This window comes from Streptomyces sp. NPDC055962, assembly GCF_042270185.1.
Taxonomy (GTDB): domain Bacteria; phylum Actinomycetota; class Actinomycetes; order Streptomycetales; family Streptomycetaceae; genus Streptomyces.
This window is the reverse complement of record NZ_JBHJYN010000016.1, coordinates 25,725-44,097: the sequence shown is the minus strand read 5'-3', so window position 1 is coordinate 44,097 and position 18,373 is coordinate 25,725. Positions and strand designations below refer to the sequence as shown.

Here is an 18,373-nt window from a genome sequence, read left to right as displayed (position 1 = left end):
CTGAGGGGCACACCATGGGACTCGAAGAGAAGCTGCCGAGCGGCTTCGTGCTGACCACTGTCGAGCAGGCCGCCGGCTGGGTACGGAAGTCCTCCGTCTTCCCCGCCACCTTCGGCCTCGCCTGCTGCGCCATCGAGATGATGACGACCGGCGCGGGGCGGTACGACCTGGCCCGGTTCGGGATGGAGGTCTTCCGCGGTTCGCCGCGGCAGGCGGACCTGATGATCGTCGCGGGGCGGGTCAGCCAGAAGATGGCGCCCGTCCTGCGGCAGGTCTACGACCAGATGCCGAGCCCCAAGTGGGTCATCTCCATGGGGGTTTGCGCATCATCGGGTGGAATGTTCAATAACTACGCCATTGTTCAGGGTGTTGATCATATTGTCCCGGTCGACATCTATCTGCCGGGATGCCCGCCGCGTCCCGAGATGCTGATCGACGCCATCCTCAAGCTCCACCAGAAGATCCAGGGCACCAAGCTCGGGGTCAACGCGGAGGAGGCCGCCCGCGAGGCGGAGGAGGCGGCCCTCAAGGCACTCCCCCTGATCGAGATGAAGGGGCTGCTGCGGTGAGCGAGGAACAGAACGGCACGGCGGTGCCCACGCCCCGCGACGACTCCGGTGAGGTCATCGGCGTACGCAAGGGGATGTTCGGCGCCAACAACGGCGGAGACACTTCCGGCTACGGCGGACTCGTCCGCACGGTGGCCCTGCCGGGCGCGGCCTCCCGGCCGTACGGCGGCTGGTTCGACGAAGTGGCCGACGAGCTCGAGGGGGCCCTGGAGGAACAGGACCTGCTCCCCGGCGAGGCCATCGGCAAGACGGTCGTCGACCGGGGCGAACTCACCTTCTTCGTCGCCCGCGAGCACCTGGTCCAGGTCGCCCGCACCCTGCGCGACGACCCCGCCCTGCGCTTCGAGCTCTGCACGGGCGTCAGCGGTGTCCACTACCTGGGGGACAAGGGGCGCGAGCTGCACGCGGTCTACCACCTGCGCTCGCTCACCCACGGGCGGCTGATCCGCCTGGAGGTGTCCGCGCCCGACAGCGACCCGCACATCCCGTCGCTCGTCGGCGTCTACCCGGCCAACGACTGGCACGAGCGCGAGACCTACGACTTCTTCGGCCTGGTCTTCGACGGGCACCCCGCCCTGACCCGGATCATGATGCCGGACGACTGGCAGGGCTTCCCGCAGCGCAAGGACTACCCGCTCGGCGGCATCGCCGTCGAGTACAAGGGCGCCCAGATCCCGGCTCCGGACCAGCGGAGGTCGTACAGCTGATGACCACTCCCCACGCAACTCCCCGCGCCACGACCGAGGGGACTGTATATACAGTCACCGGCGGCGACTGGGACGAGGTCGTCGAGTCCGCGGCGAAGTCGGACGACGAACGCATCATCGTCAACATGGGGCCGCAGCACCCGTCCACGCACGGTGTGCTGAGACTGATCCTGGAGATCGACGGCGAGACCGTCACCGAGGCCCGCTGCGGCATCGGCTACCTCCACACCGGCATCGAGAAGAACCTCGAATTCCGGAACTGGACGCAGGGCACCACCTTCGTCACGCGCATGGACTACCTCACCCCGTTCTTCAACGAGGCGGCGTACTGCCTCGGGGTCGAGAAGCTCCTCGGCATCGAGGACCAGATCCCCGACCGGGCCACCGTCCTGCGGGTGCTCCTGATGGAGCTCAACCGGATCTCCTCGCACCTGGTGTGCATCGCCACCGGCGGCATGGAACTCGGTGCCACGACGATCATGATCTACGGCTTCCGCGATCGTGAACTCGTTCTCGACATCTTCGAGCTCATCACCGGTCTGCGGATGAACCACGCGTTCATCCGCCCCGGCGGGCTGGCCCAGGACCTGCCGATGGGCGCCGTCGACCGGCTCCGCGAGTTCGTCAGGACCATGAAGAAGAACCTGCCGGAGTACGACAAGCTCGCGACCGGCAACCCCATCTTCAAGGCACGCATGCAGGACGTCGGCTACCTCGACCTGACCGGCTGCATGGCGCTCGGCGCCACCGGCCCGATCCTCAGGTCCGCCGGACTCCCGCACGACCTGCGCAAGTCCGATCCGTACTGCGGATACGAGACCTACGAGTTCGACGTGCCCACCGCGGACACCTGCGACGCCTACGGCCGCTTCCTCATCCGTCTCGAGGAGATGCGCCAGTCGCTCAGGATCGTCGAGCAGTGCCTGGACCGGCTGGAGCCGGGCCCGGTCATGGTCGCCGACAAGAAGATCGCCTGGCCCGCGCAGCTCGCGCTGGGACCCGACGGACTCGGCAACTCGCTCGACCACATCAAGAAGATCATGGGTACCTCCATGGAGGCCCTGATCCACCACTTCAAGCTGGTGACCGAGGGCTTCCGGGTCCCGGCCGGGCAGGCGTACACCGCCATCGAGTCGCCCAAGGGCGAACTCGGCGTGCACGTCGTCTCGGACGGCGGAACGCGCCCCTTCCGGGTCCACTTCCGCGACCCGTCCTTCACCAACCTGCAGGCCATGGCGGCGATGTGCGAGGGCGGCCAGGTCGCCGACGTCATCGTCGCCGTCGCGTCCATCGACCCCGTGATGGGAGGCGTCGACCGGTGACCGCATCCAACCAAGAAGTCAGCCTGGGGATGCCGCAGCTCCCCGCCCCGCCCTACCCGGCCGACGTGCTGAACCGGCTCGAAGCGGACGCGAAGGAGGTGATCGCCCGCTACCCCGGCAGCCGCTCCGCGCTGCTGCCGCTGCTGCACCTGGTGCAGGCCGAGGAGGGTTTCGTCTCCCGCACGGGCGTGGCCTTCTGCGCGGACCGGCTCGGCCTCACCACCGCCGAGGTCACGGCGGTCTCCACCTTCTACTCGATGTACCGGCGCCGGCCGAGCGGTGACTACCAGGTCGGGGTCTGCACCAACACCCTGTGCGCGGTCATGGGCGGCGACGCCATCTTCGACCAGTTGAAGGAGCACCTGGGCGTCGGCAACGAGGGGACGACGGAGGACGGCAAGGTCACCCTCGAACACATCGAGTGCAACGCTGCCTGCGACTTCGCACCCGTCGTGATGGTCAACTGGGAGTTCTTCGACAACCAGACGCCCGAGAGCGCGACACGACTCGTCGACGACCTGCTCGCCGACCGCACCGTGGAGCCCACCCGGGGCGCGCCGCTCTGCACCTACAAGGAGACGTCCCGGATCCTGGCCGGCTTCCCCGACCCGCGCCCCGGCGCCGTCGAGGCGAGCGGCGGGGCGGGGGCCGCCTCCCTGATCGGGCTGAAGCTCGCCAAGGGGGAGGCCGCGCCGCACGCGCGCGTGGTCGGGCAGCGTGGAGAGGCCCCGAGCGACCAGCCGCAGAAGGGCGCCGAGCACCTCAGCTCCCACGACGCGCCGCAGCAGACATCGGCCTCCGACCCGGACAACCCGGCCGGGCCCGCAGCCGAGGAGGGGGAGTGATGACCGTGGCCACCGAGATCGACAAGAACGGGACCAGCCCGGAGAAGCTCCTTTCCCCGGTCCTCTCCTCCTTCTGGGACGAGCCCGAGTCCTGGACGCTGGACACCTACCACCGCCACGACGGCTACGAGGGGCTGCGCAAGGCCCTGGCGATGGCGCCCGACGACCTCATCGCGTACGTCAAGGACTCCGGTCTGCGCGGACGCGGGGGCGCCGGCTTCCCCACGGGGATGAAATGGCAGTTCATCCCGCAGGGGGACGGCAAGCCGCACTACCTCGTGGTCAACGCCGACGAGTCGGAGCCGGGGACCTGCAAGGACATCCCGCTCCTCTTCGCCAACCCGCACAGCCTCATCGAGGGCATCGTGATCGCCTGTTACGCGATCCGCTCCTCGCACGCCTTCATCTATCTGCGCGGTGAGGTCGTCCCCGTACTGCGGCGGCTGCACGAGGCCGTGCGTGAGGCGTACGCGGCGGGCTATCTGGGGACGGACATCCTCGGTTCGGGGCTCGACCTGGAACTCACGGTGCACGCGGGTGCCGGTGCGTACATCTGCGGAGAGGAAACCGCGCTGCTCGACTCGCTCGAAGGACGGCGCGGCCAGCCACGGCTGCGTCCCCCCTTCCCCGCGGTCGCCGGTCTGTACGCCTGTCCTACTGTCGTGAACAACGTCGAGTCCATCGCCTCGGTTCCCGCGATTCTGCACAGGGGCAAGGACTGGTTCAAGTCGATGGGCAGCGAGAAGTCCCCGGGCTTCACGCTGTACTCGCTCAGCGGGCACGTCACCAGCCCCGGCCAGTACGAGGCGCCGCTCGGCATCACCCTGCGCCAGCTGCTCGACATGAGCGGCGGCATCCGGGAAGGGCACCGCCTGAAGTTCTGGACACCCGGCGGCTCCTCCACCCCGATGTTCACCGACGAACACCTCGACGTCCCCCTGGACTACGAGGGGGTCGGCGCCGCCGGGTCCATGCTCGGCACCAAGGCGCTCCAGTGCTTCGACGAGACCACGTGCGTGGTGCGTGCCGTCACCCGCTGGACCGAGTTCTACGCCCACGAGTCCTGCGGCAAGTGCACGCCGTGCCGCGAGGGCACCTACTGGCTGGTCCAGCTGCTCCGCGACATCGAGGCCGGCAAGGGACAGATGGCCGACCTCGACAAGCTGAACGACATCGCCGACAACATCAACGGCAAGTCGTTCTGCGCCCTCGGCGACGGCGCCGCCTCGCCGATCTTCTCCTCGCTGAAGTACTTCCGTGAGGAGTACGAGCAGCACATCACCGGCAAGGGCTGCCCCTTCGACCCGGCCCGGTCGACCCTCTGGGCCGACGACAAGGACGACAAGAACGCTCACCGGGGGGTGAACGCATGACAGTCACCACGAGTGCGCCCTCCGGGGGCGGCGAGGCGGCCGTTCCGCCCGAGGACCTCGTCACGCTCACGATCGACGGCATCGAGATCAGTGTGCCCAAGGGCACCCTCGTCATCCGCGCCGCCGAGCTCCTGGGCATCGAGATCCCGCGCTTCTGCGACCACCCGCTCCTCGACCCGGCCGGCGCCTGCCGCCAGTGCATCGTCGAGGTCGAGGGCCAGCGCAAGCCGATGGCCTCCTGCACCATCACCTGCACCGACGGCATGGTCGTGAAGTCGCAGATCACCTCGCCGGTCGCGGAGAAGGCCCAGAAGGGGGTGATGGAGCTCCTGCTCATCAACCACCCGCTGGACTGCCCGGTCTGCGACAAGGGCGGCGAGTGCCCCCTGCAGAACCAGGCGATGTCGCACGGCGGCGCCGACTCCCGCTTCGACGGGAAGAAGCGCACCTTCGAGAAGCCCGTCCCCATCTCCACCCAGGTGCTGCTGGACCGTGAGCGGTGCGTGCTCTGCGCGCGGTGCACCCGGTTCTCCAACCAGGTGGCGGGCGACCCGATGATCGAGCTGATCGAGCGCGGTGCGCTCCAGCAGGTCGGTACCGGCGAGGGCGACCCCTTCGAGTCGTACTTCTCCGGCAACACCATCCAGATCTGCCCGGTCGGGGCGCTGACCTCGGCGGCGTACCGCTTCCGCTCCCGGCCCTTCGACCTGGTGTCGACGCCCTCGGTGTGCGAGCACTGCGCCGGCGGCTGCGCCACCCGGACCGACCACCGGCGCGGCAAGGTCATGCGGCGGCTCGCCGCCAACGACCCCGAGGTCAACGAGGAGTGGCTCTGCGACAAGGGCCGCTTCGGCTTCCGCTACGCCCAGCAGCGCGACCGGCTCACCACGCCGCTCGTGCGCAACGCGGACGGCGTGCTGGAGCCGGCGAGCTGGCCCGAGGCGCTGGAAGCCGCGGCGGCCGGCCTCTCGGCGGCGCGCGGCAGGACCGGGGTCCTCACCGGAGGCCGGCTGACCGTCGAGGACGCCTACGCCTACAGCAAGTTCGCGCGGATCGCCCTCGACACCAACGACATCGACTTCCGGGCCCGCGTCCACAGCGGGGAGGAAGCCGACTTCCTCGCCGCGCGGGTGGCCGGGCGCGGACGCGACCTCGACGGCAGCGGCGTCACGTACACCGCGCTGGAGAAGGCACCGGCCGTCCTGCTGGCCGGCTTCGAGTCCGAGGAGGAGGCGCCCGGCGTCTTCCTCCGGCTCCGCAAGGCCCACCGCAAGCACGGGCAGCGGACGTTCGCGCTCGCCTCGCACGCCAGCCGGGGCCTGGAGAAGGCGGGCGGGACGCTCCTGCCTGCCGCGCCCGGGACCGAGACCGAATGGCTGGACGCCCTCGCGGGCGGGGTCGGCCTGGAGGCCGACGGCGCCGCGGCGGCCGAGGCACTGCGCGGCGAAGGCGCCGTGATCGTGGTGGGCGAGCGGCTCGCCGGGGTGCCCGGCGGGCTCACCGCCGCCCTGCGCACCGCCGCCGCGACCGGTGCCGCACTGGTGTGGATCCCGCGCCGGGCCGGCGAACGCGGCGCACTGGAGGCGGGCGCGCTCCCGTCGCTGCTGCCCGGCGGCCGCCCCGCCACGGACCCGCGGGCCAGGGAGGAGGTGGCGTCCGTCTGGGGCGTCGCCGAACTCCCCGCCGCTTTCGGCCGCGACACCGGCCAGATCGTGGAGGCCGCGGCCACCGGCGAACTGGCCGCGCTGCTGGTCGCGGGGGTCGACCCCGAGGACCTGCCCGACCCCGCGGGGGCGCTGCGGGCGCTGGACCAGGTCGGGTTCCTGGTCTCGCTGGAGCTCCGCCCCGGCGCGGTCACCGAACGCGCCGACGTGGTCCTTCCCGTCGCGGCCGTCGCGGAGAAGCCCGGCACCTTCCTCAACTGGGAGGGCAGGGCGCGGATGTTCGAGGCCGCGCTGAAGCCCGAGCAGATGCCGAGGACGCTCTGCCCGACCGACGCGCGGGTGCTGCACATGCTGGCGGACGCGCTCGACGTCCACCTGGCACTGCCCGATCTGCGGGCGGCCCGCCGTGAGCTCGACCGCCTCGGCGGCTGGCAGGGCGGCCACGCCGACGACCCGCGGGCGACGTCCCGCCCGGTGCCCCGGCCCGGCGACGGCGAGGCGGTCCTCGCGGGCCACCGGATGCTGCTCGACCGGGGCAGGCTCCAGGAGGGCGACGAGGCGCTGGCCGGCACCCGGCACGCGGCCGTCGCCCGGCTCTCCCCGGTCACCGCGGCCGAGTCGGGGGTGAAGGACGGCGACCTGCTCGCCGTCACCGGCCCCGCCGGCACCACCGAGCTCCCGCTGGCGGTCACCGAGATGCCGGACCGGGTCGTGTGGGTGCCACTGGACTCCGTCGGCCGGGGCGTCCCCGCCGACACCGGCGCCCAGCCGGGCGGACTGGTCCGGATCGGTCCCGCCGCCCCGGGCTCCCACGTCGTGACAACGGAGGTAGGAGAGTGACCGCCCTCGACCGACTCGCCACGGCACCGCGGGGGACCGTCCTCGCGGCCGAGGACCTCTCGATGTTCGGCACGGACCCCTGGTGGCTCGTCGTCGTCAAGGCGGTGTTCTGCTTCGCGTTCCTGATGGTGACCGTGCTCTTCTCCATCGTGTGGGAGCGCAAGGTCGTCGCCTGGATGCAGCTGCGCATCGGCCCCAACCGGCACGGCCCCTGGGGCATGCTCCAGTCGCTCGCCGACGGCATCAAGCTGATGCTGAAGGAAGACGTCGTCGTCAAGCGCGCCGACAAGGTCGTCTACATCCTGGCCCCGATCGTGGCCGCCGCACCGGCGTTCATGGCGATCGCCGTGATCCCGTTCGGCCCGTCGGGCAACGAGGTTTCGGTCTTCGGCCACCGCACGACGATGCAGCTGACGGACCTGCCGATCGCGATGCTCTACATCCTCGCGGTCGCCTCCGTCGGCATCTACGGCATCGTGCTGGCCGGCTGGTCCTCCGGATCGACGTACCCGCTGCTCGGCGGTCTGCGCTCCTGCGCCCAGATGATCAGCTACGAGATCGCGATGGGCGCCGCGTTCGCCTCGGTGTTCCTCTACTCGGGGTCGATGTCGACCTCGGAGATCGTGGCGGCACAGGAGGACCGCTGGTTCGTCCTGCTGCTGCCGGTCTCCTTCATCATCTACATCATCACGATGGTCGGTGAGACCAACCGGGCCCCGTTCGACATGCCCGAGTCCGAGGGCGACCTGGTCGGCGGCTTCAACACCGAGTACTCCTCGATCAAGTTCGCGATGTTCATGCTCGCCGAGTACGTCAACATGGTCACCGTCTCCGCGGTCTCCGTGACCCTGTTCCTCGGCGGCTGGCGGGCTCCGTACCCGGTCAGCACCTTCTGGGAGGGCGCGAACCACGGCTGGTGGCCGATGCTCTGGTTCGTCGTCAAGGTGCAGCTGCTCCTCTTCTTCTTCATCTGGCTGCGCGGCACCCTGCCCCGTGTCCGCTACGACCAGCTGATGAAGCTCGGCTGGAAGGTCCTGATCCCGGTCTCCGTCGTCTGGCTGATGCTGGTCGCGACCGTCAGGGCGATGAACAACGAGGGATACGACTACTCGAAGATCCTGCTCTACGTGGCCGGGGCCGTCATCGCGGTCCTGCTGATCTCCTTCGTCGCCGACATCTTCCGCGACCGGAGGACCAAGGCCGCAGAGGAGGCGGCCGGACCGGAGCCGGCGTTCGACCCGATGGCCGGCGGATATCCGGTGCCCCCGCTGCCGGGCCAGTCCCTGCCGCCGGTACCGCGCCGCACGCCCCGACGCGAGCGGGAGCTCGTCGTCAGCGGCGGGCCGGACACGCGGAGCGACGACCTGGCGAGTGACGGAAGTGCGAGTGACGGAAGGGAGGCCGACGGTGTCTGAGTCATCGGAACCCTCAGGGGAGAAGTTCCAGAATCCGGTGGCCGGCTTCGGCGTGACCTTCAAGGCCATGTTCAAGAAGCGGCTGACGGAGCAGTACCCGGAGACGCAGAAGGTGACCGCGCCGCGCTTCCACGGGCGCCACCAGCTCAACCGCCATCCGGACGGGCTGGAGAAGTGCGTCGGCTGCGAGCTCTGCGCCTGGGCGTGCCCGGCCGACGCGATCTACGTCGAGGGCGCGGACAACACGGACGAGGAGCGCTACTCCCCGGGCGAGCGCTACGGCCGCGTCTACCAGATCAACTACGCACGCTGCATCCTGTGCGGACTCTGCATCGAGGCGTGCCCCACCCGGGCACTGACCATGACCAACGAGTTCGAGCTCGCCAACACCACCCGCGAGAGCCTCATCTACACCAAGGACGAGCTGCTCGCGGGCCTGGAGGAAGGCATGGTCGACAGCCCGCACGCGATCTTCCCGGGCATGGACGAACAGGACTACTACCGCGGTCTGGTGACCGAGGCGGCTCCCGGCACGGAGCGCCAGATCGCCGTCTCCAAGGGAGAAGCGGACAAGGAGGTGGACGCATGACCGCCACCCTGGCGGCGGCCACCGCCACCTCGACCGGTGAGGCCGTCCAGTTCTGGATCCTCGGCACCGTCGCCGTCGTCGGCGCGCTCTCGACCGTCCTGATGAAGAAGGCGGTGCACAGCGCGCTGTCGCTCGCCGGCACCATGATCGTGCTGGCGGTCTTCTACCTCGCCAACGGCGCCTACTTCCTGGGCATCGTCCAGGTCGTCGTCTACACCGGCGCGATCATGATGCTCTTCCTCTTCGTGGTCATGCTCGTCGGCGTCACGGCGGCGGACTCGCTGAAGGAGACCCTCAAGGGGCAGCGGTGGCTGGCCGCCGCCTGCGGACTGGGCTTCGGCATCCTGCTGATCGCCGGCATCGGGCAGGCGTCCCTCTCCACCTTCAACGGCCTGGGAACGGCGAACGCCCAGCACGGCGGCAACGTCGAGGGCCTCGCCAACCTCATCTTCACCAAGTACGTCTTCGCGTTCGAGATCACCGGCGCCCTGCTGATCACGGCGACCGTCGGGGCGATGCTGCTCACGCACCGCGAGCGCACCGAGCGCGCGAAGACGCAGCGGGAGCTCTCCCAGGAGCGGGTGCGCAGCAGCCACCTCCCGCCGCTGCCCGCCCCCGGCGTCTACGCCCGGCACAACGCCGTGGACATCGCGGGACTCCTGCCGGACGGCACCCCGTCCGAGCTCACCGTCATGCAGACGCTGCGGCAGCGCGGTCAGATCCGCGACGTGTCCAGCGAATCGCTCGCCGACCTCAAGGCGCTGGAACAGCGCTCGGGGGAGCGGCTCGGACGTGACCGCGGGCCGGCCCGTGACCACGCGGAAGAAGAGGAGGAGGTCGCCAAGTGAATCCGGTCAACTACCTCTACCTCGCGGCCCTTTTGTTCACGATCGGCGCCTCCGGCGTCCTGATCAGGCGGAACGCGATCGTGGTGTTCATGTGCATCGAGCTGATGCTCAACGCCTGCAACCTCACGCTCGTCGCGTTCTCCCGGATGCACGGCAACCTCGACGGCCAGATCATCGCCTTCTTCACGATGGTCGTCGCCGCCGCGGAGGTCGTCATCGGGCTCGCGATCATCGTGTCGCTGTTCCGCTCCCGCCACTCGGCCTCGGTCGACGACGCCAGCCTGATGAAGCTGTAAGGGGTCGGAATCGTGGAAAACCTGATTGCGCTGCTGGTCGCGGCGCCCCTGCTCGGAGCGGCGGTCCTGCTCTGCGGAGGCCGCCGGCTCGACCGGGCCGGACACTGGATCGGCACGGTGCTCGCCGCCGCGTCGTTCGTCGTCGGCGCCGTGCTGTTCACCGACATGCTGGGCAGGAGCGCCGAGGACCGCGCCCTCCACCAGCATCTGTTCAGCTGGATCCCCGTCGAGGGGTTCCAGGCCGATGTGGCCTTCCAGCTGGACCAGTTGTCGATGACGTTCGTCCTGCTGATCACGGGTGTGGGCACGCTGATCCACATCTACTCCGTCGGCTACATGGAGCACGACGAGCGCCGCCGCCGCTTCTTCGGCTACCTGAACCTCTTCCTCGCGGCGATGCTCATCCTGGTCATCGCCGACAACTACCTTCTGCTGTACGTCGGGTGGGAGGGCGTCGGCCTCGCCTCGTACCTGCTCATCGGCTTCTGGCAGCACAAGCCCAGCGCGGCCACCGCCGCCAAGAAGGCCTTCCTGGTCAACCGGGTCGGCGACATGGGCCTGTCCATCGCGATCATGCTGATGTTCACCACCTTCGGCACCTTCGCCTTCGGGCCGGTGCTGGAGGCGACCGGGGACACGAGCGAGGGCAAGCTCACCGCGATCGGCCTCATGCTGCTCCTCGCGGCCTGCGGCAAGTCGGCCCAGGTGCCGCTGCAGTCCTGGCTGGGTGACGCGATGGAGGGCCCGACCCCGGTCTCGGCCCTCATCCACGCGGCCACCATGGTGACCGCGGGCGTGTACCTGATCGTCCGCTCCGGAGCGATCTTCAACGGGGCCCCCGACGCCCAGCTGGTCGTCGTGGTCGTGGGTGCCGTCACGCTGATCTTCGGTGCGATCGTCGGTTGCGCCAAGGACGACATCAAGAAGGCCCTCGCCGGGTCGACGATGTCGCAGATCGGGTACATGATCCTCGCCGCGGGCCTCGGCCCCATCGGCTACGTCTTCGCGATCATGCACCTGGTGACGCACGGCTTCTTCAAGGCCGGTCTCTTCCTCGGCGCCGGTTCGGTCATGCACGGCATGAACGACGAGGTCGACATGAGGAGGTACGGCGGTCTGCGCACGTACATGCCGGTCACCTTCGTCACCTTCGGCCTCGGGTACCTCGCGATCATCGGTTTCCCGGGCCTGTCCGGCTTCTTCTCCAAGGACAAGATCATCGAGGCGGCCTTCGCCAAGGGCGGTACCGAGGGCTGGATCCTCGGCTCCGTCGCCCTGCTGGGCGCCGCAATCACCGCCTTCTACATGACGCGCGTGATGCTGATGACCTTCTTCGGCGAGAAGCGCTGGCAGCCGGACGCGGAGGGACACGAGCCGCACCCGCACGAGTCACCGAAGTCCATGACCGTCCCGATGATCGTGCTGGCCTTCGGGTCGGTCTTCGCCGGTGGCTTCTTCTCCATCGGCGACCGCTTCCTGCACTGGCTGGAGCCGGTCACCGGGCACGACCACGGACATGCCCCGGTCAGCGCGACCACCGTCACCGCCGCCACGATGGTGGTGCTCGTCGTCGGTGTCGCCATCGCCTGGGCCATGTACGGGCGCAGGCCCGTCCCGGCCGTCGCCCCGCGCGGCTCCCTGCTCACCAGGGCGGCCCGCCGGGACCTCCTCCAGGACGACTTCAACCACGTGGTCCTGGTGCGCGGCGGCGAGCACCTCACCCGCTCCCTGGTCTATGTCGACCACACCCTGGTCGACGGCGTCGTCAACGGCACGGCCGCCACGATGGGCGGGCTCTCCGGCCGGCTGCGCAAGCTGCAGAACGGCTACGCCCGCTCCTACGCGGTCTCGATGTTCGGCGGTGCGGCGGTCCTCATCGCCGCGACCCTGCTGATGAGGGCGGTCTGATCCCATGTCCTTTCCCCTCCTGACAGCGACGGCGGCACTCCCGGCGATCGGCGCGATCGCCACCGCCGCCGTCCCGGCCGCCCGGCGCACCGCGGCCAAGTGGTTCGCGCTGGTCGTCTCCCTGGCCACGCTCGTCCTGGCCGGCATCGTCTTCGCCCGCTTCGAACCGGGCGGCGACCGCTACCAGCTCACCGAGTCGCACGCCTGGATCAAGGACTTCGGCGTCCGCTACGAACTGGGCGTCGACGGCATCGGGGTGGCGCTCCTCGCGCTCACCGCGCTGCTGATCCCCTTCGTGATCCTGGCGGGCTGGCACGACGCCGATCCCCTGGAGACCAACTCCAGCCGGTGGCGCCCGACCCAGGGCTTCTTCGCGCTGATCCTCATGGTCGAGGCGATGGTGATCCTGTCCTTCGTGGCCACCGACGTCTTCCTCTTCTACATCCTCTTCGAAGCCATGCTCATCCCGATGTACTTCCTCATCGGCGGCTTCGGGGACCGGGCCCACGCGGGCAGCGACGAGAACGCGGCGGCGCAGCGCAGCTACGCCGCGGTGAAGTTCCTCCTCTACAACCTGGCCGGCGGGCTCATCATGCTGGCCGCCGTCATCGGGCTCTACGTCGTCGCCGGGAGCTTCTCGCTCTCCGAGATCGCCGAGGCGCGGGCCAACGGCTCGCTGGACATGGCGACCTCCACCGAGCGGTGGCTGTTCCTCGGCTTCTTCTTCGCCTTCGCGGTGAAGGCCCCCCTCTGGCCGCTGCACACCTGGCTGCCCAACGCCATGGGGGAGGCGACCACCCCGGTGGCCGTCCTGATCACCGCGGTCGTCGACAAGGTCGGCACCTTCGCGATGCTCCGCTTCTGCCTCCAGCTCTTCCCGGAGGCCAGCAAGTGGGCGACGCCGGTGATCCTCGTCCTGGCCCTGATCTCCATCGTCTACGGCGCGCTGCTCGCCGTCGGCCAACGCGACATCAAGCGGCTCATCGCCTACGCGTCGATCTCCCACTTCGGGTTCATCGTGCTCGGCATCTTCGCGATGACCAGCCAGGGCCAGTCGGGCGCCACGCTCTACATGGTCAACCACGGGATCTCGACGGCCGCGCTGATGCTGGTCGCCGGATTCCTGATCACCCGGCGCGGCTCGCGGCTCATCGCGGACTACGGCGGGGTGCAGAAGGTGGCGCCCGTCCTGGCGGGGACCTTCCTCATCGGCGGTCTGGCCACCCTCTCACTGCCCGGTCTCGCCCCGTTCGTCAGCGAGTTCCTGGTCCTGGTCGGCGCGTTCAGCGCGTACCCGGTGGCGGGCGTCATCGCCACCGTCGGCATCGTGCTCGCCGCGCTCTACGTCCTCGTCCTCTACCAGCGGACGATGACGGGGCCGGTCAGGGAGGGGATCGGGTCCATGCCCGACCTCAAGGTCCGTGAGCTGGCGGTGGCCCTCCCGCTGATCGCCCTGCTGATCTTCCTCGGCGTCTTCCCGAAGCCGCTCACCGAGGTCGTCAACCCGGCGGTGCAGCACACCATGCACGACGTACAGAAGAAGGACCCCCAGCCCGAGGTGGAGGCCGCCAAGTGAGCGCAACAGCTGTCCACAGCCTGTGGACGACGGCGGGCGGGGTGACGACGGCCGCACCGGGCGACAAGTTCACCGCTCCGACCATCGAGTACGCCCAACTGGCGCCCGTCCTCATCGTGATCGGGGCCGCCGTCCTCGGGATCCTGGTCGAGGCCTTCGTCCCGCGACGGGCGCGCTACACCACCCAGGTGTTCCTCACGGTCGTCGCCATCGCCGCCGCGTTCGCCGCGGTGGTGGGGCTCGCCGCAGACGGGTACGCCTCGAAGAACGCGCACATCGCCGCGATGGGCGCGGTCGCCGTCGACGGACCCGCCCTGTTCCTCCAGGGCACCATCCTGCTCGTCTCGATGGTCTCCGTCTTCACGTTCGCCGAGCGGCGCCTCGACCCGGCCGCACACGGCAACCGCGTGGACTCCTTCGCCGCCCAGGCCGGGTCGGTGCCCGGCAGCGAGGGCGAGAAGGCGGCGGTCAAGGCAGGGTTCACCACCACCGAGGTCTTCCCGCTGGCCCTCTTCTCCGTCGCGGGCATGCTGGTCTTCCCCGCGGCCAACGACCTCCTGACGCTCTTCGTCGCCCTCGAGGTCTTCTCCCTCCCGCTGTACCTCCTCTGCGCCGTCGCCCGCCGCAAGCGGCTGATGTCGCAGGAAGCCGCCGTGAAGTACTTCCTGCTCGGCGCCTTCTCCTCGGCCTTCCTGCTCTTCGGGATCGCCCTGCTCTACGGGTACGCGGGCACCGTCTCGTACGCCGGCATCGCGAACGTCGTCGACGGCAGCGTCCAGCAGATCGACCCGGCGCTCGCCGACACCATGGGCAACGACGCGCTGCTGCTCATCGGCGGCGCCATGATCCTCATGGGCCTGCTCTTCAAGGTCGGGGCCGTCCCCTTCCACATGTGGACCCCTGACGTCTACCAGGGCGCCCCGACCCCGGTCACCGGCTTCATGGCCGCGGCCACGAAGGTCGCCGCCTTCGGTGCCCTGCTGCGCCTGCTGTACGTGGTGCTGCCCGGCCTCACCTGGGACCTGCGCCCCGTCATGTGGGGCGTCGCGATCGTCACGATGCTGGGCGGCGCGGTCGTCGCGATCACCCAGACCGACATCAAGCGGCTCCTGGCCTACTCCTCGATCGCCCATGCGGGCTTCATCCTCGCCGGTGTCATCGCGGCGAGCCCGGAGGGCATCTCGTCCGTCCTCTTCTACCTGGGCGTCTACTCCTTCGTGACCGTCGGTGCCTTCGCCGTCGTCACCCTGGTGCGCGACGCGGGCGGCGAGGCGACCCACCTGTCGAAGTGGGCCGGTCTCGGGCGGCGCTCCCCGCTGACCGCGGCGGTCTTCGCGGTCTTCCTGCTCTCCTTCGCCGGCATCCCGCTCACCTCCGGGTTCTCCGGCAAGTTCGCCGTCTTCAAGGCGGCGGCGGACGGCGGCGCGAGCGGTCTCGTCGTGGTCGGTGTGATCTCGTCGGCGATCGCCGCGTTCTTCTACATCCGGGTCATCGTCCTGATGTTCTTCAGCGAGCCGAAGGCGGACGGCCCGACGGTCGCCGTCCCGTCCCCGCTGACGATGACCACCATCGCGGTCGGGGTGGCCGTGACGCTGGTGCTGGGCCTGGCCCCGCAGTACTTCCTCGACCTGGCGAGCCAGGCGGGAGTCTTCGTGCGGTGACGCACCGCGGTACCGCGACGACGCCGGACGGGCCTGGAAAGTCAAGCCCGTCCGGCGTTGTCACATGCGGCGCCTATGGTTGCTGTGGACGGGTGAAGACGGACGGACGGGCGCGACCATGAGTGTGACGACCGAGAGCGCTGCGCAGCAGACGCTGCACCGGGTGTTCGGGTACGAGGCGTTCCGCGGCGAGCAGGGCGCCGTGATCGAGCATGTCGTCGAGGGCGGCGACGCGGTCGTGCTCATGCCCACCGGCGGCGGCAAGTCCCTCTGCTACCAGATCCCCGCCCTGGTCAGGCCGGGTACCGGCATCGTGATCTCCCCGCTGATCGCCCTCATGCAGGACCAGGTGGACGCCCTGCGCGCGCTCGGGGTGCGCGCGGGCTTCATGAACTCCACGCAGGACTTCGACGAGCGCCGCTCGATGGAGGCCCAGTTCCTCGCCGGTGAGCTCGACGTGCTGTACCTGGCCCCCGAGCGGCTGCGCCTCGACTCGACGCTCGCCCTCCTGGCCCGCGGCGAGATCTCCGTCTTCGCCATCGACGAGGCGCACTGCGTCGCCCAGTGGGGCCACGACTTCCGCCCGGACTACCTGGCCCTCTCCGTGCTGGGGGAGCGCTGGCCCGACGTGCCCCGCATCGCGCTGACGGCGACGGCGACCGACGCCACGCACCGGGAGATCACCCAGCGCCTGGGCATGCCCGACGCCAGGCACTTCGTGGCCAGTTTCGACCGGCCCAACATCCAGTACCGCATCGTGGGGAAGTCCGACCCGAAGAAGCAGCTGCTCACCTTCCTCAAGGAGGAGCACGCGGGGGACGCGGGCATCGTCTACTGCCTCTCGCGCAACTCGACGGAGAAGACCGCCGAGTACCTCAGCCGCAACGGCATCGAGGCCGTGCCCTACCACGCCGGCCTGGACGCGGCGACGCGCGCCGCCCACCAGTCGCGCTTCCTGCGCGAGGAGGGTCTGGTCGTCGTCGCGACCATCGCGTTCGGGATGGGCATCGACAAGCCGGACGTCCGCTTCGTCGCCCACCTCGACCTGCCCAAGTCCGTCGAGGGGTACTACCAGGAGACCGGCCGTGCGGGGCGTGACGGGGCACCGTCCACGGCCTGGATGGCCTACGGCCTCCAGGACGTCGTCCAGCAGCGCAAGCTGATCCAGGGCGGCGAGGGCGACGAGGCGTTCCGGCGCCGCGCCGCCTCGCACCTCGACTCGATGCTGGCGCTCTGCGAGACCGTGCAGTGCCGCCGGGCCCAGCTCCTGACCTACTTCGGCCAGGAGCCCGGCGAGGAGACCTGCGGCAACTGCGACACGTGCCTCACCCCGCCCGAGACCTGGGACGGCACGGTGGTCTCCCAGAAGCTGCTGTCGACCGTGGTCCGGCTGAAGCGGGAGCGGAACCAGAAGTTCGGCGCCGGCCAGATCATCGACATCCTGCTGGGCCGCAAGACGGCGAAGACCATCCAGTTCGACCACGACCAGCTCTCGGTCTTCGGTATCGGCGAGGAGCTGGCCGAGGCGGAGTGGCGGGGCGTCGTGCGCCAGCTGCTGGCGCAGGGGCTGCTGGCGGTCGAGGGGGAGTACGGCACGCTGGTGCTGACCGAGGCGAGCGGCTCCGTGCTCGGGCGGGAGCGCGAGGTGATGCTCCGCAAGGAGCCGAAGCGGCCCACGACGCGGTCGTCGTCCGGTGGCGAGCGCAAGGCCAAGTCCGCGGCCGCGGTGGCCGACCTCCCTGCCGAGGCCGTCCCGGTCTTCGAGGCGCTGCGCGCCTGGCGCGGGGCGACGGCCAAGGAGCTGGGCCTCCCGGCGTACGTGATCTTCCACGACGCGACCCTGAGGGAGATCGCGGCCCTGCGTCCCGGTTCGCTCGCGGAGCTGGCCGGGGTCAGCGGCCTCGGCGAGAAGAAGCTCGCGACGTACGGCGAGGGAGTGCTGGAGGTGCTGGCCGGACTGGGAGAAGGCGGCCCCGCCGCAGCACCGGAGACGGCTCCCGCAGCGGTCCGGCCCCCGGAGCCGAAGGCGCCGCCGACCGCCCCGCACGCCGACCCGGAGTTCGGCTGGGACGAGGAGCCCCCGGAGTTCGAGTGAGCCGGGGCCGGGTCTACTCCGGCTTCGCCGCCCGGCGGCGCGAGACGATCGCGGTCAGGTCGAGATCGACGGCGAAGGGAGTGGACACCTTCATCCGGTCGTGGAAGATCCCCGTGGAGGTGTACGCGCCGGTCGCGGGCTCCAGCTCGAAGACGTACACGGCCGCCCGGCCGTCCTGGTTCTCCACCCGCCAGTAGTGCGGGATCTTCGCGCGGGCGTACTTCACGGGCTTGGTCTCCCGGTCACGGGTGACGGACTCGTCGGACACGACCTCGATCGCGAGCAGCACACTGCTCGCGGGGAACCGTGTCTGCCGCAGACTCTCGACCGCGTCCGCGCGCACGACGACGACATCGGGTTCGGGCCGGTTCTGGAAGTCGACATCGATGGTGAATTCGCGGAAGACCTCGAGATCGAGCGGTGCGAGTGACTGCAACTGCCACTTCAGGTAGTCGATCGCGCGCTCGTGGAAAACGGTCTGCGGACTCACGAAGACCAGGCTCCCGTCGATCAGCTCCGTGTGCGGAGGCAGATTCGGGAGTGTGTCCAGGTCATCGGCGGTCCAGCCGCCCACGGGCGGAACCGCCCACCGCGGCTCGGGGGCCTCGGGTCCGACGCTCATCAGTGCTCCCATGGGACGAAGTCTCGCGGGTCCGTTCAGCGTA

At 69.8% G+C, this 18,373-nt stretch carries 15 protein-coding genes; 14 read left to right on the top strand and 1 reads right to left on the bottom strand.

The window, feature by feature from the left end:
- Positions 1-14 precede the first annotated feature (14 nt).
- The 14 genes from ACFC51_RS31860 (at position 15) to recQ (ending at position 17,708) form a co-directional block, all read left to right on the top strand.
- Positions 15-569: an NADH-quinone oxidoreductase subunit B family protein gene (locus ACFC51_RS31860; RefSeq protein WP_145804190.1), complete on the top strand. Its 555-nt coding sequence runs from the start codon at positions 15-17 to the stop codon at positions 567-569.
- A complete protein-coding gene (locus ACFC51_RS31855) occupies positions 566-1,276 on the top strand; it encodes an NADH-quinone oxidoreductase subunit C (RefSeq protein WP_376374632.1) in 711 nt (236 codons plus the stop codon). The genes ACFC51_RS31860 and ACFC51_RS31855 overlap by 4 nt, the downstream gene beginning before the upstream one ends.
- Positions 1,276-2,598 carry an NADH-quinone oxidoreductase subunit D gene (locus ACFC51_RS31850; RefSeq protein ID WP_376374635.1) on the top strand — a complete coding sequence of 441 codons (1,323 nt, stop codon included), beginning with the start codon at positions 1,276-1,278 and terminating at the stop codon, positions 2,596-2,598. Before ACFC51_RS31855 ends, ACFC51_RS31850 begins: the two co-directional genes overlap by 1 nt.
- A 29-nt stretch (positions 2,599-2,627) precedes the next feature.
- On the top strand, positions 2,628-3,443 hold the full coding sequence (gene nuoE, locus ACFC51_RS31845; RefSeq protein ID WP_376374730.1) for an NADH-quinone oxidoreductase subunit NuoE: 816 nt from the start codon (positions 2,628-2,630) through the stop codon (positions 3,441-3,443).
- Positions 3,443-4,816 carry an NADH-quinone oxidoreductase subunit NuoF gene (gene nuoF / locus ACFC51_RS31840; RefSeq protein WP_376374638.1) on the top strand — a complete coding sequence of 458 codons (1,374 nt, stop codon included), beginning with the start codon at positions 3,443-3,445 and terminating at the stop codon, positions 4,814-4,816. The genes nuoE and nuoF overlap by 1 nt, the downstream gene beginning before the upstream one ends.
- Positions 4,813-7,320 (top strand): NADH-quinone oxidoreductase subunit G, encoded by a 2,508-nt coding sequence (locus ACFC51_RS31835; protein WP_376374640.1) that lies wholly within the window; start codon positions 4,813-4,815, stop codon positions 7,318-7,320. Before nuoF ends, ACFC51_RS31835 begins: the two co-directional genes overlap by 4 nt.
- Entirely contained in the window at positions 7,317-8,735 is a 1,419-nt protein-coding gene (gene nuoH, locus ACFC51_RS31830; protein ID WP_376374643.1) for an NADH-quinone oxidoreductase subunit NuoH, read from the top strand. Before ACFC51_RS31835 ends, nuoH begins: the two co-directional genes overlap by 4 nt.
- Positions 8,728-9,324 (top strand): NADH-quinone oxidoreductase subunit NuoI, encoded by a 597-nt coding sequence (nuoI, locus tag ACFC51_RS31825; RefSeq protein WP_376374646.1) that lies wholly within the window; start codon positions 8,728-8,730, stop codon positions 9,322-9,324. The genes nuoH and nuoI overlap by 8 nt, the downstream gene beginning before the upstream one ends.
- Positions 9,321-10,172 carry an NADH-quinone oxidoreductase subunit J gene (locus ACFC51_RS31820; RefSeq protein ID WP_376374648.1) on the top strand — a complete coding sequence of 284 codons (852 nt, stop codon included), beginning with the start codon at positions 9,321-9,323 and terminating at the stop codon, positions 10,170-10,172. The genes nuoI and ACFC51_RS31820 overlap by 4 nt, the downstream gene beginning before the upstream one ends.
- Positions 10,169-10,468: an NADH-quinone oxidoreductase subunit NuoK gene (gene nuoK, locus ACFC51_RS31815; protein WP_099173920.1), complete on the top strand. Its 300-nt coding sequence runs from the start codon at positions 10,169-10,171 to the stop codon at positions 10,466-10,468. Before ACFC51_RS31820 ends, nuoK begins: the two co-directional genes overlap by 4 nt.
- Before the next feature lie 12 nt (positions 10,469-10,480).
- Positions 10,481-12,376 carry an NADH-quinone oxidoreductase subunit L gene (gene nuoL, locus ACFC51_RS31810; protein ID WP_376532114.1) on the top strand — a complete coding sequence of 632 codons (1,896 nt, stop codon included), beginning with the start codon at positions 10,481-10,483 and terminating at the stop codon, positions 12,374-12,376.
- Between the two features lie 4 nt (positions 12,377-12,380).
- On the top strand, positions 12,381-13,952 hold the full coding sequence (locus ACFC51_RS31805; protein WP_376374654.1) for an NADH-quinone oxidoreductase subunit M: 1,572 nt from the start codon (positions 12,381-12,383) through the stop codon (positions 13,950-13,952).
- Positions 13,949-15,613 (top strand): NADH-quinone oxidoreductase subunit NuoN, encoded by a 1,665-nt coding sequence (gene nuoN, locus ACFC51_RS31800; RefSeq protein ID WP_376374657.1) that lies wholly within the window; start codon positions 13,949-13,951, stop codon positions 15,611-15,613. Before ACFC51_RS31805 ends, nuoN begins: the two co-directional genes overlap by 4 nt.
- Before the next feature lie 118 nt (positions 15,614-15,731).
- Entirely contained in the window at positions 15,732-17,708 is a 1,977-nt protein-coding gene (recQ, locus tag ACFC51_RS31795) for a DNA helicase RecQ (protein WP_376532112.1), read from the top strand.
- Between the two features lie 13 nt (positions 17,709-17,721).
- On the opposite strand, the gene ACFC51_RS31790 is transcribed toward recQ, so the two are convergent.
- On the bottom strand, positions 17,722-18,330 hold the full coding sequence (locus ACFC51_RS31790) for a Uma2 family endonuclease (protein ID WP_376374732.1): 609 nt from the start codon (positions 18,328-18,330) through the stop codon (positions 17,722-17,724).
- Between the last annotated feature and the right edge of the window lie 43 nt (positions 18,331-18,373).